This window comes from Micrococcus porci (genome assembly GCF_020097155.1).
Classification (GTDB): domain Bacteria; phylum Actinomycetota; class Actinomycetes; order Actinomycetales; family Micrococcaceae; genus Micrococcus; species Micrococcus porci.
The window spans coordinates 2,092,429-2,118,701 of sequence record NZ_CP083691.1 but is presented as its reverse complement, the minus strand read 5'-3'; the positions used below and the strand labels follow the sequence as shown (position 1 = coordinate 2,118,701).

20 protein-coding genes and 3 tRNA genes are annotated in these 26,273 nt (G+C 73.4%); 19 read left to right on the top strand and 4 right to left on the bottom strand.

Going from position 1 to position 26,273, the window contains the following annotated elements; all coding sequences use genetic code 11:
* Positions 1 to 56: 56 nt before the first annotated feature.
* The 5 genes from metG to KW076_RS09980 all read left to right on the top strand — a co-directional run bounded on the left by metG (position 57) and on the right by KW076_RS09980 (position 6,650).
* Positions 57 to 1,670 (top strand): methionine--tRNA ligase, encoded by a 1,614-nt coding sequence (gene metG, locus KW076_RS10000; RefSeq protein WP_224355196.1) that lies wholly within the window; start codon positions 57 to 59, stop codon positions 1,668 to 1,670.
* Between the two features lie 96 nt (positions 1,671 to 1,766).
* Positions 1,767 to 2,858: a 3-isopropylmalate dehydrogenase gene (locus KW076_RS09995; RefSeq protein WP_224355195.1), complete on the top strand. Its 1,092-nt coding sequence runs from the start codon at positions 1,767 to 1,769 to the stop codon at positions 2,856 to 2,858.
* 82 nt (positions 2,859 to 2,940) lie between these two features.
* Positions 2,941 to 4,032, top strand: a complete 1,092-nt coding sequence (locus KW076_RS09990) for a branched-chain amino acid aminotransferase (RefSeq protein ID WP_224355194.1) — start codon at positions 2,941 to 2,943, stop codon at positions 4,030 to 4,032.
* A gap of 172 nt (positions 4,033 to 4,204) precedes the next feature.
* Complete coding sequence (locus KW076_RS09985; protein ID WP_224355193.1) at positions 4,205 to 6,466, top strand: carbon starvation CstA family protein; 2,262 nt, start codon at positions 4,205 to 4,207, stop codon at positions 6,464 to 6,466.
* A gap of 1 nt (position 6,467) precedes the next feature.
* Positions 6,468 to 6,650, top strand: a complete 183-nt coding sequence (locus KW076_RS09980) for a YbdD/YjiX family protein (protein ID WP_224355192.1) — start codon at positions 6,468 to 6,470, stop codon at positions 6,648 to 6,650.
* A gap of 81 nt (positions 6,651 to 6,731) precedes the next feature.
* Here the strand turns inward: KW076_RS09980 and KW076_RS09975 are convergent, their stop codons facing one another.
* Together KW076_RS09975 and KW076_RS09970 are read right to left on the bottom strand one after the other, a co-directional pair.
* A complete protein-coding gene (locus KW076_RS09975) occupies positions 6,732 to 7,259 on the bottom strand; it encodes a GNAT family N-acetyltransferase (RefSeq protein ID WP_224355191.1) in 528 nt (175 codons plus the stop codon).
* A complete protein-coding gene (locus KW076_RS09970) occupies positions 7,256 to 7,789 on the bottom strand; it encodes a GNAT family N-acetyltransferase (protein WP_224355190.1) in 534 nt (177 codons plus the stop codon). The genes KW076_RS09975 and KW076_RS09970 overlap by 4 nt, the downstream gene beginning before the upstream one ends.
* A gap of 143 nt (positions 7,790 to 7,932) precedes the next feature.
* On the opposite strand from KW076_RS09970, the gene KW076_RS09965 reads away from it, so the two are divergent.
* From KW076_RS09965 to KW076_RS12595, 13 genes are all read left to right on the top strand, one after another.
* Positions 7,933 to 9,462, top strand: coding sequence for a hypothetical protein (locus KW076_RS09965; RefSeq protein ID WP_224355189.1), 1,530 nt, complete (start codon positions 7,933 to 7,935; stop codon positions 9,460 to 9,462).
* A 93-nt stretch (positions 9,463 to 9,555) separates the two neighbouring features.
* The gene (locus KW076_RS09960; protein WP_224355188.1) at positions 9,556 to 10,293 is read left to right on the top strand and encodes a hypothetical protein; all 738 of its coding nucleotides are present in this window, start codon (positions 9,556 to 9,558) and stop codon (positions 10,291 to 10,293) included.
* Between the two features lie 155 nt (positions 10,294 to 10,448).
* Positions 10,449 to 12,509, top strand: a complete 2,061-nt coding sequence (locus tag KW076_RS09955) for a DUF1851 domain-containing protein (RefSeq protein ID WP_224355187.1) — start codon at positions 10,449 to 10,451, stop codon at positions 12,507 to 12,509.
* 110 nt (positions 12,510 to 12,619) lie between these two features.
* Complete coding sequence (locus KW076_RS09950; RefSeq protein WP_224355186.1) at positions 12,620 to 13,531, top strand: SMI1/KNR4 family protein; 912 nt, start codon at positions 12,620 to 12,622, stop codon at positions 13,529 to 13,531.
* A gap of 21 nt (positions 13,532 to 13,552) precedes the next feature.
* Positions 13,553 to 14,347: a fumarylacetoacetate hydrolase family protein gene (locus KW076_RS09945; protein ID WP_224355185.1), complete on the top strand. Its 795-nt coding sequence runs from the start codon at positions 13,553 to 13,555 to the stop codon at positions 14,345 to 14,347.
* A gap of 51 nt (positions 14,348 to 14,398) precedes the next feature.
* The gene (gene gltX / locus KW076_RS09940) at positions 14,399 to 15,964 is read left to right on the top strand and encodes a glutamate--tRNA ligase (protein WP_224355184.1); all 1,566 of its coding nucleotides are present in this window, start codon (positions 14,399 to 14,401) and stop codon (positions 15,962 to 15,964) included.
* Between the two features lie 8 nt (positions 15,965 to 15,972).
* The gene (locus KW076_RS09935; RefSeq protein ID WP_224355183.1) at positions 15,973 to 16,779 is read left to right on the top strand and encodes an HAD family hydrolase; all 807 of its coding nucleotides are present in this window, start codon (positions 15,973 to 15,975) and stop codon (positions 16,777 to 16,779) included.
* Between the two features lie 83 nt (positions 16,780 to 16,862).
* Positions 16,863 to 16,934 (top strand) — tRNA-Gln (locus KW076_RS09930).
* Between the two features lie 95 nt (positions 16,935 to 17,029).
* Positions 17,030 to 17,102, top strand: a tRNA-Glu gene (locus tag KW076_RS09925).
* A 123-nt stretch (positions 17,103 to 17,225) separates the two neighbouring features.
* Positions 17,226 to 17,298: transfer RNA gene (locus KW076_RS09920), tRNA-Glu, on the top strand.
* A gap of 93 nt (positions 17,299 to 17,391) precedes the next feature.
* Positions 17,392 to 19,230 carry a dynamin family protein gene (locus tag KW076_RS09915; protein ID WP_224355182.1) on the top strand — a complete coding sequence of 613 codons (1,839 nt, stop codon included), beginning with the start codon at positions 17,392 to 17,394 and terminating at the stop codon, positions 19,228 to 19,230.
* On the top strand, positions 19,227 to 20,963 hold the full coding sequence (locus KW076_RS09910) for a GTPase (protein WP_224355181.1): 1,737 nt from the start codon (positions 19,227 to 19,229) through the stop codon (positions 20,961 to 20,963). Before KW076_RS09915 ends, KW076_RS09910 begins: the two co-directional genes overlap by 4 nt.
* A complete protein-coding gene (locus KW076_RS12595) occupies positions 20,960 to 22,153 on the top strand; it encodes a thiamine-phosphate kinase (protein WP_286670217.1) in 1,194 nt (397 codons plus the stop codon). The genes KW076_RS09910 and KW076_RS12595 overlap by 4 nt, the downstream gene beginning before the upstream one ends.
* 52 nt (positions 22,154 to 22,205) lie before the next feature.
* Here the strand turns inward: KW076_RS12595 and KW076_RS09895 are convergent, their stop codons facing one another.
* Positions 22,206 to 23,705, bottom strand: coding sequence for a UDP-glucose dehydrogenase family protein (locus KW076_RS09895; protein WP_224355180.1), 1,500 nt, complete (start codon positions 23,703 to 23,705; stop codon positions 22,206 to 22,208).
* A gap of 113 nt (positions 23,706 to 23,818) precedes the next feature.
* Positions 23,819 to 24,589 (bottom strand): IclR family transcriptional regulator, encoded by a 771-nt coding sequence (locus KW076_RS09890; protein WP_224355179.1) that lies wholly within the window; start codon positions 24,587 to 24,589, stop codon positions 23,819 to 23,821.
* 220 nt (positions 24,590 to 24,809) lie between these two features.
* On the opposite strand from KW076_RS09890, the gene leuC reads away from it, so the two are divergent.
* Entirely contained in the window at positions 24,810 to 26,270 is a 1,461-nt protein-coding gene (leuC, locus tag KW076_RS09885) for a 3-isopropylmalate dehydratase large subunit (protein WP_224355178.1), read from the top strand.
* The last annotated feature ends 3 nt before the right edge of the window (positions 26,271 to 26,273 follow it).

Sequence of the window (26,273 nt, the reverse complement as noted above, 5' to 3'; positions counted from 1 at the left end):
GACCCGCCCGCGCGGGACCGGGGCCGTCGTCGTCCCCACCGGTAGACTGGCGTACCGTGACTGACACCCGCGCCCCGTACTACGTGACCACGGCCATCCACTACCCGAACGGCGAGCCGCACATCGGCCACGCCTACGAGGTGGTGGGGGCGGACGCGCTGGCGCGCTTCATGCGCCTCGATGGCCGCGACGTGTTCTTCCTGACGGGCACGGACGAGCACGGCCAGAAGATGGCCCAGACCGCGGAGCGGCTCGGCGTCACGCCGATGGAGCTGGCCACCCGCAACTCCGCCGCCTTCAAGGCCATGGACGACGAGGTGCTCGGCGTCTCCTACGACCGGTTCATCCGCACCACGGACGAGGACCACCACCGTGCCTCCCAGGAGATCTGGCGCCGCATGGAGGCCAACGGGGACGTCTACCTGGACCGCTACGCCGGCTGGTACTCCGTGCGCGACGAGCGCTTCTTCGACGAGGACGAGACCGAGGTCCGCGAGGACGGCCAGCGGTACGCCGCCGAGACCGGCACCGAGGTCACCTGGACGGAGGAGGAGTCCTGGTTCTTCCGGCTCTCGAAGTACCAGGAGCCGCTGCTGGCCCTGTACCGGGACGACCCGGAGTTCGCCGCCCCGCGCTCGCGGTTCAACGAGGTCATCCGCTTCGTCGAGGGCGGCCTGGAGGACCTCTCCATCTCCCGCACCAGCTTCGATTGGGGCATCGACGTCCCCGCGCCGGCGGACGGCGCCGCCTCGGACGCCCACCACGTGATGTACGTGTGGGTGGACGCGCTGACGAACTACCTCACCGGCGTCGGCTTCCCGGACGAGTCCTCCGAGTCGTTCCGGCGGTTCTGGCCCGCTGACGTCCACGTGATCGGCAAGGACATCTCCCGGTTCCACTGCGTGTTCTGGCCCGCGTTCCTCATGTCCGCGGGGATCGAGCTGCCGAAGCGTGTGATGATCCACGGCTTCCTGAACAACAACGGCGAGAAGATGTCCAAGTCCCTGGGCAACGTGGTGGCCCCGCGGGACTGGGTGGCCCGCTACGGCCTCGACGCCGTGCGCTTCTTCCTGCTGCGCGAGTTCCCGTTCGGCGCGGACGGCTCCTACAGCCACGAGGCCGTCGTCGGGCGTAAGAACGCGGACCTGGCCAACAACCTGGGCAACCTGGCCCAGCGCTCGCTGTCCATGGTGGCGAAGAACTGCGGTGGCGGCGTCCCCGAGCCGGGTTCGCTCACCGAGGCGGACACCGCCGTCCTGGCGCAGGTGGACGCCCTGCTGGAGCACTCCCGTGCCGCCTACACGGTGCAGGACTTCCACGGGGCCCTGGAGGAGACCTGGCGCGTGCTCGGCGAGGTCAACGCGTACTTCGCGGACCAGGCGCCCTGGGTGCTGAAGAAGACGGACGAGCCGCGCATGCGCACCGTCCTGTACGTGACGCTGCAGGCCGTGCGCCGCGTCGCGCTGCTGGTGCAGCCGGTCATGCCGGCCTCGTCGTCCCGCCTGCTGGACCTGCTGGGCGTGCCCGCCGAGGGCGACGCCGGCGCCACCGCCGCCTCGAACGCCGGCCCGCGCTCCTTCGCGGCGTTCGGCGAGGACCTGATGCCCGGCACGGCCCTGCCCAGGCCCGAGGGTGTGTTCCCCCGCCACGAGGACCCGGCCGAGGGCTGAGCCACCCCGGCACCCTCCCGGCGCCTTCCCGTCCGAGGAGTGAGACAGCCCGTCGCGGGATGTGGTCCGCGGCGGGTCGCGGCGTAGCCTCGGGCCATGACCGAGAGCACGCGCACCTCCGCAGCACCCCTGGACATCGCCGTCATCGGCGGCGACGGCATCGGCCCCGAGGTCACGGACCAGGCCGTGGCCGTGCTCGAGGCCGCGCTCGCGGCCGAGGGCCGTCCTGCCCCGCGGCTGACGCCGTACGCCCTGGGCGCCGAGCACTGGCTCGCCACAGGCGAGGCTCTGACCGACGAGACCCTCGAGGCCCTGCGCGGGCACGAGGCGATCCTCTTCGGCGCGGTCGGTGCGGCCCCCGGCGACCAGCGCATCCCCTCCGGGCTGATCGAGCGCGGGATCCTGCTGCGCCTGCGCTTCGAGCTGGACCACGGCGTGAACCTTCGCCCGTCCCGCCTGTACCCGGGGACCACGAGCCCCCTGGCGGAGCCCGGCGAGATCGCCTTCACCGTGGTCCGCGAGGGCACCGAGGGGCCGTACGTCGGCAACGGCGGCGCCATCCGCACCGGCACCGAGCACGAGATCGCCACCGAGGTCTCCGTGAACACCGCCCACGGCGTGCGCCGAGTGGTCCGCGACGCCTTCCGCCGCGCCTCCGCCACCGAGCGGAGGCGCCTCACCCTGGTGCACAAGCACAACGTGCTGGTCCACGCCGGGCACCTGTGGCGGCGGACGGTGGAGGAGGTCGCCGCCGAGTTCCCCGAGGTCGCCCACGACTACATGCACGTGGACGCCGCCACCATCGTGATGACCACGGACCCGGCCCGGTTCGACGTGATCGTCACCGACAACCTGTTCGGCGACATCCTCACCGACCTCGCCGGCGCCGTCACCGGCGGCATCGGCCTGGCCGCCTCCGCGAACATCAACGTGGAGCGCACCGCCCCCTCGATGTTCGAGCCCGTGCACGGCTCCGCCCCGGACATCGCCGGACAGGGGATCGCCGACCCGGTCGCCGCGATCCTCTCCGCCGGCCTCCTGCTGGAGCACGTCGGCGAGCGGGCCGCCGCGGATCGCATCGACCGCGCGGTCTGGGCCCACCTGGCTGAGCGCGGCCCGCAGCGCGGCTCCACCGCGGAGGTGGGCGTCGACGTCGTCCGCCGCGTCCGGGAGTCCTCCGCAGCCTGAGACCCCCGCCACCCGCGCCCGCGCATGCGGGTCTACCATGAACCCACGCCCACCCGCCCTTCCCGACTGGAGGAATCCCACCGTGTCCGAGACCGTGTTCACGCGGCAACCGCATCTGTCCCCGATGTCCGATCAGCAGCGCGTCGAGATCCTCCAGGACCCCGGTTTCGGCAACGTCTTCACGGACCACATGGTCTCGATCGACTGGACCTGGGACGAGGACGGCGGCGCGTGGCATGACGCCCGCGTGGAGCCCTACGGACCGCTGTCCCTGGACCCCTCGGCCGCGGTGCTGCACTACGGCCAGGAGATCTTCGAGGGCCTGAAGGCCTACGGGCACGAGGACGGCTCGGTGTGGACGTTCCGCCCCGAGGCCAACGCGGCCCGCCTGAACCGTTCCGCCCGCCGCCTGGCCCTGCCGGAGCTGCCCGAGGAGCTGTTCCTCGGCTCGCTGCGGGCCCAGCTCGAGGCGGATCAGGCCTGGGTGCCCACCGGCCCGGGCCAGTCCCTCTACCTGCGCCCCTTCATGTTCGCCTCGGAGGCGTTCCTCGGCGTCCGCCCGGCCCGGCAGGTGCGGTACATGGTGATCGCCTCCCCGGCCGGCAACTACTTCGGCGGCGAGCTCACGCCGGTGACCATCTGGGTCTCGCGCGACTACGCCCGCGCCGGCAAGGGCGGCATGGGCGCGGCCAAGACCGGCGGCAACTACGCCGCCTCGCTGCTGCCCCAGCTGCAGGCCGCGGCCAAGGGCGCCGACCAGGTCGTGTTCCTCGACCAGTACCACGACGACGCGATCGAGGAGCTCGGCGGCATGAACGTGTTCTTCGTGCACGCCGACGGCCGGCTCGTCACCCCCGAGCTCACCGGCACCATCCTCGAGGGCGTCACCCGCTCCTCGATCCTCCAGCTCGGCCGGGACATGGGGATGAGCGTCGAGGAGCGCCGCGTGACCCTCGCCGAGTGGGCCGAGGGCGTGCGCACCGGTGCCATCACGGAGGTGTTCGCCTGTGGCACCGCCGCCGTGGTCACCCCGATCGGCCGGCTGCTGGACGGCGACGACGTGATCGAGTCCACCGGCGGCACCGAGGTGGCCATGAAGATCCGCGCCGAGCTCGAGGGCATCCAGACCGGCACGGTGGAGGACCGCTACGGCTGGATGCACCGGCTGGTCTGAGCCCGCCGGACCTGCCCGCCGACGTCGTCGCCGGCGCGGGACACCACGCCGCCCCGGAGCCCCTCGGCTCCGGGGCGGCGCTGTCACCGGGTGGGGGTCCACGCCGCACCGGGCGTGACGCATGAGACACTCGACCGGTCATTCCCTCGCTTCGTGAACAGAGGAGTTCTCCGTGAGCTCGACCCGCTCAGTCATCCCCACCGGGGGGAGCGCGCCGCACGACGCGCGCCCGGACGGCCTGCCGCCCGTGGAGGCGCCCCACGAGCAGCGCTGGACGCCCGCGCGCGTCGCGGTCTGGGCCGTGATCGCCCTGCTCGGCGCCGTCGCTTGGACCATGCTGGCCCTGCACCGCGGCGAGTCCATCAACGCCATCTGGTTCGTGTTCGCCGCAGTGAGCACCTTCCTCATCGGCTACCGCTTCTACTCCAAGTACGTGGAGCGGGCGATCGTCCGCCCGGACGACACGCGCGCCACCCCGGCCGAGTACAACGCGGACGGCCGCGACTTCGTGGCCACGGACCGGCGCGTCCTCTTCGGCCACCACTTCGCCGCGATCGCCGGCGCCGGCCCCCTGGTGGGCCCCGTGCTCGCCGCGCAGATGGGCTACCTGCCCGGCACCATCTGGATCATCGTCGGCGTGATCCTCGCGGGTGCCGTCCAGGACTACCTGGTGCTCTTCTTCTCCATGCGCCGCGGCGGCCGCTCCCTGGGCCAGATGGCCCGCGACGAGCTCGGACGGATCGGCGGCACCGCCGCGATCATCGCGACCCTGCTGATCATGGTGATCATCACCGCGATCCTCGCCTTGATCGTGGTCAACGCCCTCGGCGACTCCCCGTGGGGCGTGTTCTCCGTGGGCATGACCATCCCGATCGCCCTCTTCATGGGCCTGTACCTGCGCTACCTGCGCCCGGGCGCCATCACCGAGGTCTCGATCATCGGCTTCGTGCTGCTGCTGGCCGCCATCATCGGCGGCGGCTTCATCGCCGAGACGCCGTGGGGCGCCGCCCTGTTCACCCTGGACCGCGTCACCCTGGCGTGGGCCGTGATCGTCTACGGCTTCGTGGCCGCCGTGCTGCCCGTGTGGCTGCTCCTGGCCCCCCGCGACTACCTGTCCACCTTCATGAAGATCGGCGTGATCGCCGGCCTGGCCATCGCCATCGTCATCGTCCAGCCGCGCGTCCAGGCCCCGGCGTTCTCGGAGTTCGCCGGCGGTCAGGCCGGCCCGGTGTGGGCGGGTTCGCTGTTCCCGTTCCTGTTCGTCACCATCGCGTGCGGCGCCCTGTCCGGCTTCCACGCGCTGATCGCCTCCGGCACCACGCCGAAGATGGTGGAGAAGGAGCGTCAGACGCGCTTCATCGGCTACGGCGGCATGCTCATGGAGGCGTTCGTCGCCATCATGGCGCTCGTGGCGGCCGTGACCATCGACCGCGGCGTGTACTTCGCCATGAACGCGCCCACCGCCCTGACCGGAGGCGCCGTGGACTCCGCCGTCGCGTGGGTCAACGGGCTGGGCCTGGCGAACGCGGACCTCACCCCGGACCAGCTGACCACCCTGGCGAATCAGGTGGGGGAGGAGACCGTGGTCTCCCGTACCGGCGGCGCCCCCACCCTGGCCGTCGGCCTCGCCCAGATCATGGGGCAGTTGATCGGCGGGGACGCCCTCATGGGCTTCTGGTACCACTTCGCCATCATGTTCGAGGCGCTCTTCATCCTCACCGCGGTCGACGCCGGCACGCGCGTGGCCCGCTTCATGCTCCAGGACACCCTGGGCAACGTCTTCCCGAAGTTCAAGGACCACAACTGGACGCCGGGCGCCTGGCTGGCGACCGCCGTCATGGTGGCGGCCTGGGGCGCGGTCCTGGTCATGGGTGTGACGGATCCGCTGGGCGGCATCAACACGCTGTTCCCGCTGTTCGGCATCGCCAATCAGCTGCTGGCCTCGATCGCCCTGGCCGTGGTCATGGCGATCGTGGCCAAGCGCCGCACCTTCAAGGGCCTGTGGATCGTGGCGCTCCCGCTGGCGTTCATCACTGTGGTGACCACCGTGGCGTCGCTCCACAAGATCTTCTCCCCGGTGCCGGCCGTGGGCTACTGGGCGCAGCACCGTGCGTTCCAGGACGCGCTGGCCGCCGGGAAGACGAGCTTCGGTGCCGCCACGACGGTGCCGGCCATGGAGGCCGTGGTCCGCAACACGTTCGTGCAGGGCACGCTGTCCGTCCTCTTCCTGGCGCTCGCGCTGATCGTGATCACCTCGTCGATCGTGGCCACGGTGCGCGCGTTCCGCTCCACGGAGGTCGTGGACCACCAGGACCCGTACGTGCCCTCGCGGCGCTTCGCCCCGGCCGGCCTGACGGCCACCCCGGCGGAGAAGGAGATCCAGGCGCAGTGGGACGCGCTGCCGGCCGACCGGCAGCCGGTGCGAGGACACTGACGTGGCCGGCATCTGGGCGAGCACCCGCTGGTGGGTGCGCCAGCTGACGGGGGAGGGCAAGTACGACGCGTACCTCGCCCACCACCGGGCGCACCACCCGGGCGAGGTCCCGATGACGGAGCGCGAGTTCTGGCGGGACGAGTACGCCAGGCAGGACGCGAACCCCGGCAGCCGCTGCTGCTGACCGGGTGCCGGCGGGGGCCGGGACGGACGCCGAACGGGCGCCCGTCCCGGCCCTCGCCGTCTCGGGCTGGCTCGGAGGGCGTCACCTCCGGCGCAGCAGGACGCCGTCGCCGCCGTCGAACTCGATGCCCGCGAACCGCGGGCCACTCGCCGTCTCCTGGAACCCGGCCCGTGCGTGCAGCGCGAGGGAGGCCCGGTTGCGGGTGTTCACCACGCTGTGGAGGGGGCCGGTCTCGATCCGGGAGGTCCGGACCGCCTCCGCCACGGCGTGCAGCAGGCGCAGTCCGACGCCGGCTCGGCGGGCCTGCGGAACCACGGTGAGGCCCGCGGTGAGCCAGACGGGGTGCTCACCCGGATGCACGGACGTCTGGAGCGCACCTGACCAGCCGAGGGCGTCGCCCCCGCCGTCCTCGGCGACCGCGAGGAGGAGGACGGGCGCACGGTCCAGCAGCAGTGCGGCCGCGTCAGTGTGCGTCTCGGGGGCTCCACCCCGTGCGGCCATCACCCGCGCGAGGGCGGGGACGTCGTGAGGCCGGACGGGCCGGATCAGCACGTCGGCCCGGGGCGTCCCGTGATCCTCCGGCTGCCACCGGGCATAGGACGCGATCACGCGGGGCGCCAGTCGGGGTTCACCCGCTGGTACAGGAGGTGGTCCTGCCAGCGTCCGGCGATCCTCAGGTACTCGGGTGCGCGGCCGTACGAGAGGAACCCGGCCTTCTCCAGGACGCGGATCGAGGCGTGGTTGTGGGGCAGGACCTCGGCCTGCACGCGGTGCAGACGCAGCGGCCCGAAAGCAAGGGCCACGCCCCTCCGCACCGCCTCGCCGGCGATGCCCCTCCCGGTGGCCTCGTGGGCCACCCAGTAGCCGATCGAGCAGAACTGGGCCGCGCCCCGCACGACGCTCGCCAGCGTCAGTCGGCCCACGATGGCCCCGGACGCGCCCACGATGACGAACGCGTGGGCCCGGTCTGCCGCCCGGTCGGCGTCGGCGGCCCGGAGCGCGTGTCGCTGGCCGTCCACGGTGAACCAGCCGGGCCCGCGCTCGGGCTCCCACGGTGCCAGATGCTCTCGTTGGGCGAGGGTCAGGGCGGCCAGCTCCTCGGCGTCGCCCGGCGACGCAGGACGGAGGGTGATCTCCACGCCCTCATACCGCCTGGCCGGAACCGCTGAGCGCGGGCGCGGCCCCCCGGAGGATCGCGCTGAACGGGCTGTGGAGGCTCATGGCCAGCAGTCTAGAGAGCCGGGCCGACGAGTCCGATCCCCCTAGGCGACGGCCGGACGGCATGAACGGGCTGATCTCGCGCCATCAGACGGCGGAGATGACGTGCGCGAACGCGATCAACGCGCTGTACGGGGGGACGCGGTACGTGCAGGTCTCCGCGGACGGGTCGGCGCCGCCGGCGGGGTCTGAGGCATACGGGATGTCCCGCGAGATGCTGAACTCGGCGTCCGGTGCGGGGGAGACCCCATGGGGCATGCCTGCGGTGTGGGACAAGCCGTGGTACCTGGATGTGGCCGATGCCGTGGTGGATTTCGGCTCGGGTGTGTGGGAGTCCCTGAAGGGGACGGTGACGGGTCTGCTGGCGATGGTGAATCCGTTCGACTGGGAGACGTTCTCGGCCACGTGGAAGGGGATCGGGACGTTGGCGGTGGATCTGGCGGTGACGGCCACGCCGGTGGGTCTTCTGGTCTCTGATGAGCGTCGGGCTCAGTCGGGGCAGCGTCTGGTGCAGGTGGGCGAGGCGGTGCTGAATGTGGAGATGTGGAAGGAGAACCCGGCGAAGGCGGCGGGGATGCTCACGGGTGACCTGGCGACGGCGCTGGTGCCTGGTGGTGCGGCGGTGAAGGGCGCGTCGGTGGCGGCGAAGTCGGGCAAGGCGGCGTCGGTCCTCGGGAAGGCAGCTCGTGCTGCGGACACTGTGAAGGAGTTGGGCACCGCGGCGAAGTTCAAGGTGGCGTTTAAGGCGGAGGACCTCGTGCGAGGTCTGAGTGACAAGAAGTTCGCGGTGACGGATGCGCTGCACTCGAAGGCGTCGGCGTTTGCGTATCGGCATCCGCAGGTGGGTGCGATGGCGAGCACGATGCGCACGGTGTGGGAGTTCGATGTGAACAAGGCGGCCAAGGTGTTCTCGGATGGGATGTTGGCGAAGGTGCCGGCGGTGGGCGTGCTCGCCGATGGTGGTGTCATGTGGGTGAAGAGCGGTGAGTCGTTCTCCTCGGTGTTGCGCCGCGCGGTCGATGAGGGGGTGTCGCCGGTCCGGTCTGGGGGTGGTGGTCTTCCTGCGGGTGTGGTGGAGGGCAAGGGCACGATGGTGATGCGGCCGAGTCCGAAGTGGGATCTGTCCACGGCTGAGGGTCGGGCGTCTTATGAGGCTTTCGTCGGCAAGGTCGATCAGTACAAGCAGTTCGTGAGCTCGCCTGAACGGCTGGGATTCACGAAGCCGGATGCGCGCACGATCAAGCGGTCCGACTTTATGAAGGATCCGGACTACGCGCTGGGCCGCGTGACTGACCTGCGAGGAAACCAGGCTCCCGCCCTGCTGAAGGGCGTGGAGGACGACATTCTCCGGCGGCTCGAGGACGAGATGACGCGGCACAATGCCGCGAAGGGCTCCCGAGGCGAGATCGCTGACTGGCACGAACTGCCGCAGTACACGCAGGAGCGGGCGGTCCGTGCAGCCATGAAGGGATTCGACCTTGACCACGCACGTGACCTGCAGCTGGGCGGCCGGGACGCCCATGAGAATCTGCAGTGGTTGGAGAAGTCGGCGAATCGGAGTGCGGGGTTCGCAGGTGCGGCATCATCGGGATAAGTACGGCTATAGCCCTGTCGACGATCTCGACGCGTTGAGTGCGGAATCGCATGACGCACTGATCAGCAGAGTTGTCATGGGAGAGGTGAGGAGATGACGGTGGAGATCTATAAGTCGCACTTGCCGGTGGACGAGGGGTTGCTGGTTGCTGCGGGGCGGGAGTGGAAGAGGTTCCCGAAGCTTCTCTCCAAAGACACGCCGAAGGGTGTGAAGAAGTTCTTGGGGCGTCGGCCGGGGGTGGAGTTGGGGGAGAACGAGTTCTCGGATGCGCATTTCCAGTTCGCGTTGTTGTTGGCGTTGGCGGGGGAGCGTGAGGCGTTGGTGCCGTTGTTCCGGGGGGATCTGTTGATGGAGGAGGCGGTGAAGCCGGCGCGGTCGACGAAGATGGAGTCGCGGCGGGTGGTGAACAGGTGGTGTGCGCAGCGGGTGGGGCTTTCGGGGTGGGCTGAGGTGTTCGATGCTCCGCCGAACTCGGAGCCGGGTCCGGAGGCGCACATTCCGCGAGTGAGCTTCAATTTCGGTTCGGACAAGGAGTATGCAGGGATTGCCTTCGATGAGAAGGGGGACCTGGAGGGTGCGATGAAGGTGACGCCCTCGAACTACGTGGTGGCGGTGCGCATGATCCTGGACGGGTTGACGTGGTTGTTGGTGGCGCGGGATGTGCCGTGGATGAATGACTACGGGTGGGAGCGGGAGCGGATTGAGCGCGAAGTGGCTTGGCATGTGGGTGTGGTGCGTGCCCGTTTGGGTCTGCCGTTGGAGCAGGCGCCCCTGACGGAGGATCCGCGCGTCGACTTGCCGGTGGAGTTCACGGGGTTCGTGTCGGCCTGATGGCAGGGGGCTCGGGCCCGACGTCCGCTGAGGCGCTCCGCGTCACTCCACCGGCCGGGGGCATCCGTGGCAGGGTGAACGGGAACATCGGATCGACATGGGGCGGTACGCCGTCCGCATCGAGGGGGAGCGCCACGACCATGGCATTGACGATCATGAGCCGCGTCCCGGACGCGCAGCCCTACCGGGACGAGGACCTGGACGGGCGCATCGGCGCGGCGGGTCTCGCGGGCGCCACCCTGGAGCACGGGCTGCTGCGGTTCCACACGCACGAGTCCGGGTCCGAGGCGGCCCGCCTGCTCGCCTTCCACTTCCCGCCCGGGTTCACGGAGGGGTGGGTCCCGTTCGCGGTGGACTGGCGTGGCCGGCAGTACTGTCGGGTCCGGCAGGACGGTGTGGACTCGGCGGTTCGCGCGGACCCGGGGCTGTTCGCGGCCAGCAGCGTGGTGGACTTCGAGGTGTTCATGGACACCGTCCTCACCGATCCCGGCGCGGCCAGGGTCCTCGGCGCCGAGGACTGCGCTGCGGCCCTCGCGGCTCGCGGCATCTCGGACCTGCCGTTCGACCAGTGCCTGGGCTACATGCTCCCGCCCTTCGCCGGAGGCGAGGACCACTCCTCCAACATCCTGGACGTCCCCGTGAACCCCTACTGGGCGGCCATGGCGGACATGAAGAACCAGTGGCAGCACCGCCAGCCGGGTGCTCACGCGATCGCCGTCGCCGCCCGCGACGGCGGCCTCACCCTGGTCTTCGACACGGACCAGGACCCGGAGCACAGCCCCGGCGCCGGCACGCGTGCCGAGCGGCTCGTGGTCACCTCCCCCCACGGTCCCGCCGTCTACAACCACGGCCTGGCCCGCGAGCTCACGGACGAGCAGGCCCGAGAGGCCGCCGAGGCGGTGCGGGAGGCGTTCGGCACCCCCGACGCCGCCGCCCCGTTCCTCATGGACTGGCGGGCCCGCTGCTACGCGGTCGAGCGCGTGGACGGCCGCGACGTCGTCGTGCGCTCCTGCCCGGTCACCATGACGCGCACCCCCGTGGCGGAGGCGGACGGCTTCCGCGACCGCCTCGCCGGCAACCCCGCGCTGCTGGACCTGTTCGGCGAGGCCGAGAAGTCCCTGCTCTGCGCCCGACTGCGTCTGACAGAGATCCCGGCGGGTGACGTGCTGGTGCCGCCGGCCCCGCCGTCGGTGGCGGGCCCCGAGGCGGACGACCCGGCCACCTTCCGCCTCCAGTCCGCGTCCGTCGCCTGGTGGCTCGCCGGCAACCTGGCCCGGCTCGCGCGGGAGGCGGGCCCCGAGCGTCGTCTCCAGGGCTACGTGCTCACGCCGGAGGGGCGGCTCGGGCTGCAGACCGCCCCCGCCGACGGGCCCACCCCGCCGCCGCGCCCGTCCGAGGACACCGCGGGCCTGCCCCCGGTGCGCTTCGCCCCACGGTTCGCCGCGCTGGCCGAGACCGGCGTGGTGCAGACGGCGCAGGACGACGACGCCGCCCCGGACAAGGACGCCGGGGACGCCCAGATGGCGATCGCCTGGTACGGCCTGGCCGGCCGGGTGTACAACGCCGGCCTGTTCCGCTTCCTCGGGGCCGAGGGCGTGGCGCAGGCGGCCGGGCATCTGCGTGAGTCCTTCGGCGGCCAGGCCGCAGAAGCCGTCCCCGTGATCGTGGACTGGCTGGGCCGGTACGCGGTGCGCGAGGTGGTGGAGGGCCAGTCGATGCTCGTCTCCTATGACGCGGCCTCCGGCCAGCGCGAGGAGCTGAGCCGGTTCGAGGACGGCCTCGAGCAGATCCTGGTGACCCCCGTGGCCCGCGAGCTCTTCGACGAGGCAGGGTTCCGGCGGGCGCTGGACACGCTGGGCCTGGTGCGGATCGGGCAGGGGCGCTGCGTGGGCGTCAAGCGGCCGCTGTTCCTCGGCGGGGACGAGTCCCCGGAGAACTGGGAGGACGACTCCCTGGACGTCCACTGGTCATGGCACGGCCGGGTGTTCGCGCAGGCGCGGGCCATGCCGGAGGGCGCTCGCATCCAGCGGGTCGAGCCCCTGGAGGACGGCCGCCCGCTGATCCACTACACCCTGCCCGACGGCCGGACGGGGGACGGCCTCAGCGGTCTGCACGACGGCGGCGCCCCGGGTGTCTCCGAGGCCGCCGCTGCCCGGCAGGACGGGTCCGGCCCGAAGCAGGAGAAGGGGTTCTTCGGGCGCATGTTCAAGGGGTGAGCCCAAGCCGTGGGGCGACCACCGTGGGCGGCGACGGCGGGCGGAGCCCGGTGCCTCCTCCGCGGCTGACGCGGCCCCTCGCAGCGACCTACACGAGGAGACGCACTGACATGACCGATTCGACCCTGCTCTTCGACGCCGCCGTCACCGGGGACAGGGGCGCCGTCCGGTCCTCCGCCGAGGCCCTGGCCGCAGTCTTGGCCGCGGACCCCGGGGACCCGGACGCCTGGGCGGCCCTGCCGGCCGCGCAGTGGGCGGCTGAGCAGACGGCCCTCACCGGCTACGCGGAGCTCTTCAACACCGCCCTGCCCGCCGCCCTCGCCCTGCGCGTCGCCGCCGGCTCCGGCGGCCGCCTGCCCGAGGGCGTCGCCGGGGCCTGGGCCGCCCGTCTGGACCCCACCCTCGACGCCGAACGCCGCGCCGGGATCGACGCCGCCCTCGCGGACGCCGTCGCAGGGGAGCGCGAGCGTCGTGGCGTTCCCACCCCGGAGCCGTTCGAGGACGAGCCCAGGACTGTGTTCCCACGCGGCTTCATGGCCGCGCTCACGCGCCTGCGCTCGGCCGCTCTGCCCGTGCCGCCCCTCTACACCGCCGCGCTCCGCGTCGTGGAGGCCCCCGTGGACGAGCCCGCCGAGCCCCGCCCCGCGCGCCCGCTCGGCGAACTCCTCGACGCCCTGGTCGCCCTCGAGGACCTGGAGTGGCGCCGCCCCGCCACGGAGAAGCAGATCGCCACTCTCGAGCAGCGCACCGGTGTGACCCTCCCCGCCGACTACCGCGCCTTCCTCGAACGCGCCAACGGCTCCAAGGACCGGGAGTTCGAGGGCGCCCACGAGGTGGCCCGGGACGCGAAGGAGCCGCCGGTGTACTCCCACGGCACCGGTGAGTTCGTGATCCTGGACTGCGCACCCGGGCCGGAGGGCACCGCCGGCAAGGTCCTGTCCTACGGCGAGGGCGAGACGCGCGTGACCCACCCCGACTTCCGCGCCTGGCTCCAGGACCACGTGGAGGATCTCGAGGACTGACCGCCCACTAGGCTTGCCCCCATGCGCATCGCTCGTTTCGTGGACCAGGCAGAACCGACCTACGGCGTGGTGGAGGGCCCCGCGGACGCGGACCTCTCCGCGCTCACCGTCACCGCCCTCCAGGGCGACCCGTTCTTCCACGGGATCCAGCCCACCGGCACCACGCACCGCCTCGAGGACGTGCGCCTGGTGGCACCCATCATCCCGCGCTCGAAGATCGTGGGCGTCGGCCGCAACTGGGCGGACCACGCCAAGGAGCTCGGCAACGAGGTCCCGTCCTCGCCCCAGTTCTTCCTCAAGCCCAACACCTCCGTGGTGGGTCCGGACGAGCCCGTCACCCTGCCCTCCTGGTCCGAGGAGGTCTCCTACGAGGCCGAGCTCGCCGTGGTGATCGGCACCATCTGCAAGGACGTCCCGCTGAGCCGGGTGGACGACGTCGTGTTCGGCTACACGGTGGCCAACGACCTCACCGCCCGCGACGCCCAGCGCACCGACCTGCAGTGGGCCCGCGCCAAGGGCTTCGACGGCGCCTGCCCGCTCGGCCCGTGGATCGAGACCGAGCTGGACGTGGAGCAGGCCGGCGGCCTGCGCGTCACCTCCCGCCTGGCCGGCGAGACCCGCCAGGACGGCACCACCGCGGACATGGTGTTCGGCGTGAAGGAGCTCGTGGCGGCCGCCTCCGAGATGTTCACCCTGCTGCCCGGCGACGTGATCCTCACCGGCACGCCGGCCGGCGTCGGGACGGTGGAGGCGGGCCAGCGCGTGGAGGCGGAGGTGGAGGGCATCGGGGTCCTCGGCACCCACGTCCGCCGCTGAGCGTCCGCGGCCGCCGTCGCGTCCGGGCCCCCGCGTAGACTCGGGGGCATCATGACTGAGCCCACCACCGCCTCTGACACCGCCGCCGAGAACGCCCCCGCCGTGTTCGCCGACGTCCCCCAGGTGGACGCGGACACGCCCGTGCGTGTGCGCTTCTGCCCCTCGCCCACCGGCACCCCGCACGTCGGCCTGATCCGCACCGCCCTGTTCAACTGGGGCTGGGCCCGCCACACCGGCGGCACCCTGGTGTTCCGCATCGAGGACACGGACGCCAAGCGCGACTCGGAGGAGTCCTACCAGCAGCTGCTCGAGGCCATGCGCTGGCTCGGCATCGACTGGGACGAGGGCGTCGAGGTCGGCGGCCCGCACGAGCCGTACCGCCAGTCCCAGCGCGGGGAGATCTACGCCGAGGTCATCGAGAAGCTCAAGGCCGGCGGCCACATCTACCCGTCCTACTCCACCCCGGAGGAGACGGAGGCCCGCCACAGGGCCGCCGGGCGGGACCCCAAGCTCGGCTACGACGGCGCCGACCGCGACCTCTCGGCCGAGCAGGTTGAGGCGTACGAGGCCGAGGGCCGCCGGCCGGTGTGGCGCCTGCGCATGCCGGACGCGGACATCACCTTCACGGACCTGGTGCGCGGGGAGATCACCTTCAAGGCCGGCTCCGTGCCGGACTTCGTGGTGGTGCGCGCGGACGGCTCGCCCCTCTACACGCTGGTGAACCCGGTGGACGACGCCCTCATGGGCATCACCCATGTGCTGCGCGGCGAGGACCTGCTCTCCTCCACCCCGCGCCAGATCGCCCTGTACCGCGCCCTGCACGCGATCGGCGTGGCGCGGTACATGCCCGTGTTCGGCCACCTGCCGTACGTGATGGGTGAGGGCAACAAGAAGCTCTCCAAGCGGGACCCGCAGTCCAACCTGTTCCTGCACCGCGATCGGGGCTTCATTCCCGAGGGCCTGCTGAACTACCTCGCCCTCCTGGGCTGGTCCCTGTCTGCGGACGAGGACATCTTCACGCCCGAGCAGTTCGTGGAGCACTTCGACATCCACAAGGTGCTCGCCAATCCCGCCCGCTTCGACGAGAAGAAGGCCACGGCCATCAACGGCACGCACGTGCGCATGCTGGAGCCGGCCGACTTCCGCGCCCGCCTGGTGCCGTACCTGCAGGCTGCCGGCCTGGTGGGGGAGCGGCTGACGGAGCGCGAGGAGCGGATCCTCGACGCCGCCGCGCCCCTGGTTCATGAGCGGGTGGCGCTGCTGGGCGAGGCCGTCGACATGCTCGCCTTCCTGTTCACCCCGGACGCGGAGATCGCCACCGCGGAGGGTGCCCTCAAGGGCATGCCGGCGGACCTGCCGACAGCCGTCGCCGCGGCCCGAGAGGCCCTGGCGGGCATCGACGAGGCCGAGTTCACCACCGCGGCCGTCGAAGAGGCGCTGCGCGCGGCGCTCATCGATGGGCTCGAGCTGAAGCCCCGCCAGGCGTTCGGCCCGGTCCGGGTGGCCGTGACCGGCAAGAAGGTCTCCCCGCCCCTGTTCGAGTCCCTGGAGATCCTGGGCAAGGAGTCGGCCCTGGCCCGCCTGGACCGGTTCGCCGCCGAGCAGGCCGCCGCCTGATCCCGCTCGTGATCCGCACCCCCGGCACCCCGTCCGCGCCCGTCGTGGACGGGGTGCTCTTCGACCTGGACGACACGCTCCTCGACCTGCGCGGCGCGCAGCTCCCGGCCTTCGCCGAGACCGTCCGCGCCCAGTGGCCGGACGCACCGCCCGCGGAGGCGGGGGTCTTCGTCCGCGCCGCCGACCACTTCGCGGCGGACCGTTCGGGGCACTACCAGCGCTACATCGCCGGGGAGCTCGACTTCGCCGGCCAGCGGCTGGCCCGGGCCCGGGACGCCCTCGCAGTGCTGGGCGCGCCCGGCGCCGTCGCCGAGCCGGACCCCGCGCTGTGGACGGACGAGTACGAGGTGCGGGTCCGCGCCCACTGGGCCCTGTTCGACGACGTCGTCCCCACCCTGGCGACGCTGCGGTCGTCCGGGGTGGCGCTGGGGATCGTGACCAACAACGTGGAGGCCTACCAGCGGGCCAAGGCGGACGCGCTCGGGCTGGAGGCGATCACGGTCCTCGTGGGGTCGGACTCCGCCGGGGCGCCGAAGCCGGATCCGGCGCCGTTCCTGGAGGCGTGCCGTCGCATGGGCACGACTCCGGGGCGCACCGCGTGCGTGGGGGACAGCCTGTCCCACGACGTGCGCGGGGCCCGGGCCGCGGGACTCGTCCCGGTGTGGCTGCGCCGGGGGGCCGGGGCCGCGGACGGGGGCGGGGAGGGCCGCTGGGACGCGGCGGAGGGCGCCTGGACGATCGGCGGACTCGGCGCGCTGGCGGCGTGGTTCCCCGGCTCCGGAGCCGATTTGGCATCCGGTCGCGAGGTGCTGTAGAGTTCTTACTCGTTGCCGGAGAGATCCGAGCACGCGGACAAGTGAAGAGGTTCACTGAGGTCAGGCCTGGCTTGACTGTTCAGTGGGGTATGGTGTAATTGGCAACACAACGGTTTCTGGTACCGTCATTCTAGGTTCGAGTCCTGGTACCCCAGCGAGTCACGGAGAGCCGGCCATGCGGTCAGCTTGACGGGATTCAGGAAGTCAGGCATGATTTCCAAGTTTTCCGCAGTCCCTGCGGAGGACGTACGGCCCCATCGTATAGCGGCCTAGTACGCCGCCCTCTCACGGCGGTAACGCGGGTTCAAATCCCGCTGGGGTCACGCATGCACCCACCACCTCTCAGGTGACGGGTGTGACGGACGCGAGTCCGTCGCCTGCTCGGAGACGCAGGTCGTGAAGGAGTCTCCAGTCGTCGGACGGCAGTGAAGCCGCGCGACGCGTACGGCCCCATCGTATAGCGGCCTAGTACGCCGCCCTCTCACGGCGGTAACGCGGGTTCAAATCCCGCTGGGGTCACGTGAGAACGCACGCCCGGTCCAGCTGGACCGGGCGTTCGTCGTCTCCGGCGTGCACCGGGGGAGCGACGCGCGCGCATGAGACCATGTCCGGGTGGAATCCACCGACCTGACCTCCCCCAGCGCCGCCGCCCCGATCGGGGTGGACACGGCTGTGCGCCGCGTCCGCGCGCACCTGGACGCCCTCGAACTGCCCTTCGCCACCGCCACCGTCGGGGCGGACCGCGCCGAGGCCGAGCGCACCCGCCACCAGATCGACGACTACGTCCTGCCGCGCCTGGACTCCCTCGACGCGCCCCTGCTGGCCGTCGTCGGCGGCTCCACGGGCGCCGGCAAGTCGACCCTGGTGAACGCGCTGGTCGGCCACGAGGTCTCCCGCTCCTCCGCGCTGCGCCCCACCACGCGCCAGCCCCTGCTGCTGCACCACCCCGACGACGCCCACTGGTTCACCGGTTCCCGCGTCCTCCCCGACCTGGCGCGCGTGACCGTGCACCGCTCCGCCTCCGCCGGACCCGTGGAGCCGGACTCGCAGGCCATGGACACGGTGGCCCTGGTGGCCGAGCCGTCCCTGCCGCAGGGCATCGCGATCGTCGACGCCCCGGACATCGACTCCGTGGCCGACCAGAACCGCGCCCTCGCCCGGCAGCTCCTCGAGGCCGCCGACCTCTGGATCTTCACCACCACCGCCCACCGCTACGCCGACGCCGTGCCGTGGGAGCTCCTGGACCAGGCCGCCGCCCGGGACATCACCGTCGCCGTGGTGCTCGGCCGCGTGCCCCAGGGGGCGGGGGAGGCGATCGCGCCGGACCTGCGCCGCATGCTCGTGGAGCACGGCCTGCCCGAGGCGCCCATCCACGTCATTCCCGAGACCCGCTTCGGCGAGGACGGCCTGCTCCCGGCCGAGCACGTGGCCGATCTCCGGGCCTGGCTGACCTCCCTGGCCGAGGACGCGCAGGCGCGCTCCGCCGTCGCCCGCCGCACCGTGGACGGCGTGCTCACCCAGCTGGCCGTGCGGGTGGAGGCGCTGGCCGAGGCCGAACACGGCCAGCAGGAGACCGCCGCCCGCCTCGCCGGGATCGTCGCGGACTCGACGGAGCTGGCCCTGGAGACCGTCCACCGCGCCACCTCGGACGGCACGCTCCTGCGCGGCGAGGTGCTCGCCCGCTGGCAGGACTTCGTGGGCACCGGCGAGTTCTTCCGCGGCCTCGAGTCCGCCGTCGGCCGCGTCCGCGACCGCCTGGGCGCGCTGGTCCGCGGCCGCCCGGCCCCGCCCGAGGAGGTCGAGGACGCGCTGGAGACGGGCCTGCACGCCGTGCTCGTGGAGGCCGTCGCCTCCGCCGTCGAGCAGGTCGAGCGCCGCTGGCGCTCCGAGCCCGCCGGCCGCGCGCTGGTCGAGGGCCGGGACCTGGGCTCCCTGCCCGCCGGCACCTCGGAGCGTGCCGCGACGCTCGTCCGGGAGTGGCAGGGCGACGTCCTCGCCCTGATCCAGGAGGAGGGCGCCGGCCGCCGCACCCGCGCGCGCCTGGCCGCCTTCGGCGTGAACGGCGCCGCTGTGGCCCTCATGGTCATCTCCTTCGCCTCCACCGCGGGCCTGTCCGGCATCGAGCTCGGCATCGCCGGCGGCGCGGCCGCCGTCGGTCAGAAGCTGCTGGAGTCGATCTTCGGGGAGGACGCCGTGCGCCGCATGGCCCGCCGCGCGTCCGAGCTGCTCGACGAGCGCGTCCGCGTGCTCCTGGAGGACGTGGTCGGCGGCCGCTTCCTGCCGCTGCTGCGCCTCGAGCGCGACGCGGAGGACACCGCGGCCCTGCGCGCCCTCGTGCCGACCCTGCGCCGGGGCGTGGCCGCCGGCGTCGACGGCCCGCAGCCCGACGCCGCCCCGGACGCCCCGCGGCGTGAGGCCGCCGACGCCGCGATCGAGGAGGACGCCCGATGAGCCGCCCCGCCGCACCGACTCTCGCCCAGCGCCTGGACGCCCTCGGCACCGCCGCGGAGCTCGCCCGGGACCGGCTGCCGGACGCCGTCGTCGCCGACGCCCAGGCCGCCGTGCGCGCCGCGGAGGAGCGCCAGTCGCTCTCCGCCGAGCACACCGTGGTGGGCTTCTTCGGGGCCACCGGATCCGGCAAGTCTTCCCTCTTCAACGCGCTCACCGGCCGCGAGCTGGCCGGCGTCGCCGCCACCCGCCCCACCACGTCGGAGCCCCTGGCGGCCGTCTGGGGCGTGGGCCGCGGGGAGAACCTGGACGGCGAGGGCGGCGGTGCCGCCGCACTGCTGGACTGGCTCGGCGTGCGCCGTCGCCACCTGCTGGACGACGCCCCCGTGCTCGACGGCGGCCGCCCCGTCTTCCTGGGCCTCGGCCACCGCGAGGGCGCGGACGCCACCGGGCTCATCCTGCTGGACCTGCCGGACATCGACTCCGTGCAGCGCTCCCACCGGGACGTCACCGCGCGGCTGGCCGGGCATGTGGACGTCCTGGTGTGGGTCGTGGACCCGGAGAAGTACGCCGACGCCGTGATCCACCGCGACTTCCTGGCGACCATGGCCTCCCACGCCGCGGTCACGCTCGTGCTGCTGAACCAGGTGGACCGCCTCACGGTGACCGACCGGGACGCCGTCCTCGCCTCCCTGCGTCGCATGCTCTCCGGCCACGGCATGGGGGACGTGCGCGTGCTGCCCGTCTCCGCCCGCACGGGCGAGGGGCTGGAGGAGGTCGGCAGGCAGATCGCCGCCATCGTCTCCCGCCGCGGAGCCGCGGCCGAGCGGCTCGGCGCGGACGTCTCCGCCCGGGCGCGCGCCCTGGACGAGGCCTCCGGGCCCGGGGAGCCCGCCGGGGCCGGCGACGACGACGCCGTGCGCCTGGGCCGCGATCTCGCCGTCGCCGGGGGCGTGCCGGCCGTGGTGCGCGCCGTGGAGGGCTCGTACCGCCTGCGCTCGGCCAAGCGGACGAGCTGGCCTGTGCTGCGCTGGATGCACTCGTTCCGTGCGGATCCGCTCCGCCGCCTGCACCTGCTGCCCGAGCGCGCCGTCGCCCGGCGGGACCGCGACCCCGTGGACCGGGACCCCGCCCTGCACCGGACCTCCCTGCCGGAGCGCACCCAGACGCAGAGGGCCGTCGTCGAGGGGGCCGTGCGCACCCTCGTGACCTCCGCCTCGGCCGGGGCGTCCGAGCCGTGGGCCGCCTCGGTGCGCCGCGCCGGCCGGGAGCACCTGGACGAGCTGCCCGCCGCCGTCGACCACGCGATCGCCGGGACCGACGTGGAGGCCGGCCGGGGCAGCTGGTGGTGGCCGGTGCTGGACGTGCTCCAGTGGCTGGCCCTCGCGGTGGCCGTGGCCGGGGCCGGCTGGCTCGGCGCCTACGCGCTCGCCGCGTGGCTGCAGTTCCCGCTGCCGCCGGCACCCACCACCCAGGGCTTCCCGATCCCGACGCTGCTGCTGATCGGCGGCCTGGCCCTCGGCCTGCTGCTGGCCCTGCTGGCCGTGCCGCTCACCCGCCTGACGGCGGCGTCCCGGGGCCGCCGCGCCCGGCGTCGGCTCGAGGAGGCCGCGGTGCGCGTGGGCCGCGAGCTGGTGGTGGACCCGGTGAACGCCGAGGCGGCGCGGCACCGCGAGTTCCGCTCCGCCCTGGCCGCCGCGCAGGGGTCCGGCGTCCGCTCGCGCTCGCGCCGGTGAGCACTCCGGCGAGCACGGCGTCCGCGGGCGGGCGGCCCGCGCCGGCCCGCACGGTCGGCGAGGCGTCCGAGGCCGAGCTGCTGGACCTGATCCAGGACGCCCTGGCCCCCGTCGCCCGGGACGTCCCTTGGCCCGCCGGCACCGTCCCCCCGGGTGACGACTGCGCCGTCGTCCCCGCTCCCCGCGGCCTGGTGGCCGTGTCCACGGACGCGATGGGCGAGGGCACCGACTTCCTGCGCCGGTGGCCGGCCGGGGTGCGCACCCGCGGGCACGACGTCGGCTGGAAGGCCGCCGCGCAGAACCTCTCGGACGTCAACGCGATGGGGGCGACGCCGTCCGCCCTCGTCACCGCCCTCGCCCTGCCGGCGCCGACGCCGCTGGACTGGGTCGCCTCCCTCGCCGGCGGGTTCACGGCCGCCGTGCGCGCGTTGGGGGCGGACCGCTGCCGGGTGGCCGGCGGCGACCTCGGCGCCGGGGAGTCCGTCCAGGTGGCGGTCACAGCCCTCGGGGACCCCGACCCGGCGGGCGCCCTCCGCCGCGCCGCGGGCGGGGAGCGCGGGGCGAGGATCGCCCGCCGCGGCGCCGACCTCGTCCTCGCGGCGGGCTCCCCGCGGGCAGCGGCCGCGGGGGAGGGGCAGGACTCCGCCTGGGGCCCGGCGGGCCCGGGCTGGGCGGCGGCCGGGCTCGCGCTGCTGCTCACCGACCGTGCCGTGCTGACGCGCCGCTGGGCCGACCTCGCCGCCCACGAGCGGCCCTCCGCCCGGGAGCTCGCCCGCGCCGTCCGGGGCCAGCTGCGGCCGCGTCCGCCCCTGGCGGCCGGCCCCGCGGCCGCGCGGGCCGGGCTGGCGGCGCTGATGGACGTCTCCGACGGCCTGGGCCGCGACGGCCACCGGCTGGCCCGCGCGTCCTCCGCGCCGGGCGCGCCTCTGGTCCCGTGGGTGGACCGGCGCTGGCTCGCGGAGGCCGCCGAGCCGCTGCGCCGGGTCGCTTCCCTGGCCGGCACGACGCCCGAGGCGCTCGTCCTGGGCGGCGCCGAGGACTACGGCCTCCTCGGCCTGGCCGAGCCCGGGCTCGCCCTGCCGTCAGGCTTCCGCCGCGTGGGACGCCTCGCCCCCGCGGGGGAGACGCCGGACGGGCACGTCCGCCTGCCCGAGGCCGGCTGGGACCACTTCGACGCCGGGCGGGGCTGAGGCCGGGCCGGCACCGGCCCTGCCTCCGGGGCTCAGACCCCGGCGCGTCGGATCAGGCCTGCGCGTCGTCCCCAGGGCGCCCCCCGTTGAGGGCGGCGGGGTCGAAGCGGTGGCCGAGGCCCAGGACCGTCCAGCCGTGCTCGCCCCAGGCGTCCACGTCGAGGACGTTGCGCCCGTCGATGAGGATCCGCTGGGCGACCAGCTCGCCGGCGGCCGCGGGGTCCATCTGCCGGAACTCGTCCCACTCGGTGAGGAGGAGCACCAGCTCCGCGCCCTGGAGGGCGGCGTCGAGGGAGTCCACGTAGCCCAGCCGCGGGAACCGGGCGGCGGCGTTGGCGTTGCCCTCCGGGTCGTAGACGGCCACCTCGGCGCCCGCCGTGAACAGGCGGTTGGCGACGTCCAGGGCGGGGGAGTCCCGCACGTCGTCGGAGTACGGCTTGAAGGTGACGCCCAGGACCGCGATCCGCGTGCCGTTGAGGACCTGCACGCCGGCCGGGGTGGGCGCGGTGCGCGCCCCGCCCGGGGCGGAGCGGACCACGCCCTGGCGGGCGGCGGAGAGCACCTGCACGGCCAGGTCCACCACCCGGTCGCGGCGGCGCAGGTTGATGTCGTCGACCTCGGCGAGGAAGCGCATGGTACGGTCCAGGCCGAGTTCGGAGACGCGAGCCTGGAGGGCGCGGATGTCCTTGGGCAGGCAGCCGCCGCCGAAGCCGACGCCCGCGTTGAGGAAGCGGCGGCCGATGCGCCCGTCGTGGCCGATGGCGTCGGCCAGTGTGCCGATGTCCCCGCCCACGGTCTCCGTGATCTCGGAGAAGGCGTTGATGAAGGAGATCTTGGTGGCCAGGAAGGCGTTGGCGGCGACCTTGACGAGCTCCGCGGTCTCCAGGTCCGTGCTGATCCACGGGGTGCCGGCAGCCAGGGGGGTCGCGTAGACGGTGCGCAGCAGGAGCTCGGCGCGCGGGCCGTGGGTGCCGATCACCAGGCGGTCGGGGGTGAGGGTGTCCTTGACGGCGTAGCCCTCGCGGAGGAACTCGGGGTTCCAGGCCAGCTCGACCTCGCCGGGCAGGCCCTCCGCGGCGCGGATCTCCGCCACGCGGGCGGCCAGGCGACGCGCGGTGCCCACCGGGACCGTGGACTTGCCGACGATCAGGGCGTCCCGGTCGATGGCCCGCGCGAGGGACTCGACGGCGGCGTCCACGTAGGTCAGGTCCGCGGCGGCCTCGCCGACCTTCTGCGGGGTGCCCACGCCGATGAAGTGCACGTCCGCCCAGGAGGCGGCCTCGGCCACGTCGGTGGTGAAGCGCAGCCGCCCCGAGGCGACGTGCGCGCGCAGCAGCTCGGGCAGCCCGGGCTCGTGGAAGGGGACCTCGCCGCGGGCCAGCCGCTCGATCTTGGCGGGGTCCACGTCCACGCCGAGGACCTCGAAGCCGAGCTCGGCCATGCACGCGGCGTGGGTGGCGCCCAGGTAGCCGGTGCCGATCACGGAGAGCCGGGGCCGCGCGGGCGCCTCCTCCGACTCGGCTGCGGCGGGGACGACGGCGGTCTCGGTCACGTGGGGCTCCTCGGGTGGACGGCGGGCATGGGCGGGTTCCGGCGGTGACGCTACGTGGTCCGCGTGAACACGGGCCGAACACCGGGGGGACTGCGGTGGGACGAGGGACGGGCTCAGGCCTCGCCGGCGCGGATGAGCTCTGTGAGCCGGTCGGCGGCCGCGACGACGGACCCGGCGTGGAGTCGGCCCGGTTGGCGGGAGAGCCGCTCCAGGGGTCCCGAGATGGAGAGGGCGGCGATCACCTTTCCGTTGGGCCCGCGCACGGGCGCGGAGACGGAGGCGACGCCGGGCTCGCGCTCGGCCAGCGACTGGGCCCAGCCGCGGCGGCGCACGGCCGCGAGCACGGTGGGGGTGAACACGGCCCCGACGAGGCCGTCCACGAGCCGCTCGTTGTCCTCCCAGGCCAGGAGCACCTGCGCGGCGGAGCCGGCCTTCATGGACATCCGCGTGCCCACGGGGATCGTGTCCCGCAGCCCCCAGGGGCGCTCGGCGGAGGCCACGCACACGCGGGAGTCTGCTTGGCGGCGGAACACCTGGGCCGACTCGCCGCAGGCGTCGCGCAGCCACTGGAGCACGGGGCCCGCCGCGGAGGTCAGGCGGTCCTCGCCGGCGGCGGAGGCCAGCTCGGCGAGCCGGGACCCCAGCACATACCGGCCCTGGAGGTCCTTGGCCACGAGCCGGTGGTGGGTGAGGGCGGCGGCGAGCCGGTGCAGCGTGGGGCGGGCGATCCCCGTCGCCGTGACGAGCTGGGCGAGGGTGGCCGGGCCGGACTCGAGCGCGTCGAGGATGGCCACGGACTTGTCCACGACGCCGACCCCGCTGGGGTGCACATGCAGTGCCGGGCCGATGTCGGCCCCGGCGTCCGGAAGGGGAGTGGTGGTCATGCGCTGATCGTACCGTCTCACCCATCGGACGCCAGCCGCGCGATCGCGCCCTGTCGTCCGTGCGACGGCGGCGTGAGAGGGTGCGGCGATGACGGCGGGGGTCTCAACAGGTGAGATGTCGCGGGGCGGGTTCGTCGTCGTCGGACGCGGGCGGCACAGTGGACCCCAGCATGCGCCGTCCGCACCCGGGTCGGCGTGAGGAACACGAGGAGGACGGCTCATGAGCACTCAGACGCAGACCCCGCGTCCGCGCACGCTGGCCGAGAAGGTGTGGGACGAGCACGTGGTCGTGCGCGGCGAGGGCGAGGGCGCCCGGAGGACCCCCGACCTGCTGTACATCGACCTGCACCTGGTCCACGAGGTCACCAGCCCCCAGGCCTTCGACGGCCTCCGCCTGGCCGACCGGCCGGTCGCGCGCCCGGAGCTGACCATCGCCACGGAGGACCACAACACCCCCACCCTGGAGATCGACCGGCCGATCGCCGATGAGACCTCCCGCGTGCAGATCGAGACTCTGCGCGCCAACGCCGAGGAGTTCGGCGTGCGCCTGCACTCCCTCGGGGACAGGGAGCAGGGCATCGTCCACGTCGTGGGCCCTCAGCTCGGGCTGACCCAGCCCGGGCTCACCGTGGTCTGCGGCGACTCCCACACCTCGACGCACGGCGCGTTCGGCGCGCTGGCCTTCGGCATCGGCACCTCCGAGGTGGAGCACGTGCTCGCCACGCAGACGCTGCGCCTGAAGCCCTTCAGGACCATGGCCATCACGGTGGACGGCACCCTGCGTCCCGGCGTCACGGCGAAGGACGTCATCCTGGCCGTCATCGCGAAGATCGGCACCGGCGGCGGCCAGGGCTACGTCCTGGAGTACCGCGGCGAGGCCATCCGGAGCCTGTCCATGGAGGGCCGCATGACCCTCTGCAACATGTCCATCGAGGCCGGCGCCCGCGCCGGCATGGTCGCCCCGGACGACACCACGTTCGAGTACCTGAAGGGCCGCCCCCACGCTCCGCAGGGCGCGGACTGGGACGCCGCCGTGGAGCACTGGCGCACCCTCGCCACGGACGAGGGCGCCGAGTTCGACGCCGAGGTGGTCATCGACGCCGACACGCTCGAGCCCTTCGTCACCTGGGGCACCAACCCGGGCCAGGGCGTCTCCCTCAACGACGCCGTCCCGGCCCCCGAGGACTTCTCGGACCCTGCGGCCCAGGAGGCCGCGCGCAAGGCGCTCTCGTACATGGACCTGACCCCCGGCACGCCCATGAAGGACGTCGCCGTGGACACCGTGTTCATGGGCTCCTGCACCAACTCCCGCATCGAGGACCTCCGGGCCTTCGCCGAGGTCGTCAAGGGCCGGACCAAGGCCGACGGGCTGCGCGTCATGGTGGTCCCCGGCTCCGCCCGCGTGCGCCTGCAGGCGATGGACGAGGGCCTGGACAAGGTCTTCGAGGACTTCGGCGCGGAGTGGCGCTTCGCCGGCTGCTCCATGTGCCTGGGCATGAACCCGGACCAGCTCGCCCCGGGCGAGCGGTGCGCATCCACGTCCAACCGCAACTTCGAGGGCCGCCAGGGCAAGGGCGGGCGCACCCACCTGGTCTCGCCCCTCGTCGCCGCCGCCACCGCGGTGCTCGGCCGCCTGGCCAGCCCGTCCGACCTGCCCGCGCTCGAGAACCAGGAGGCCTGAGCC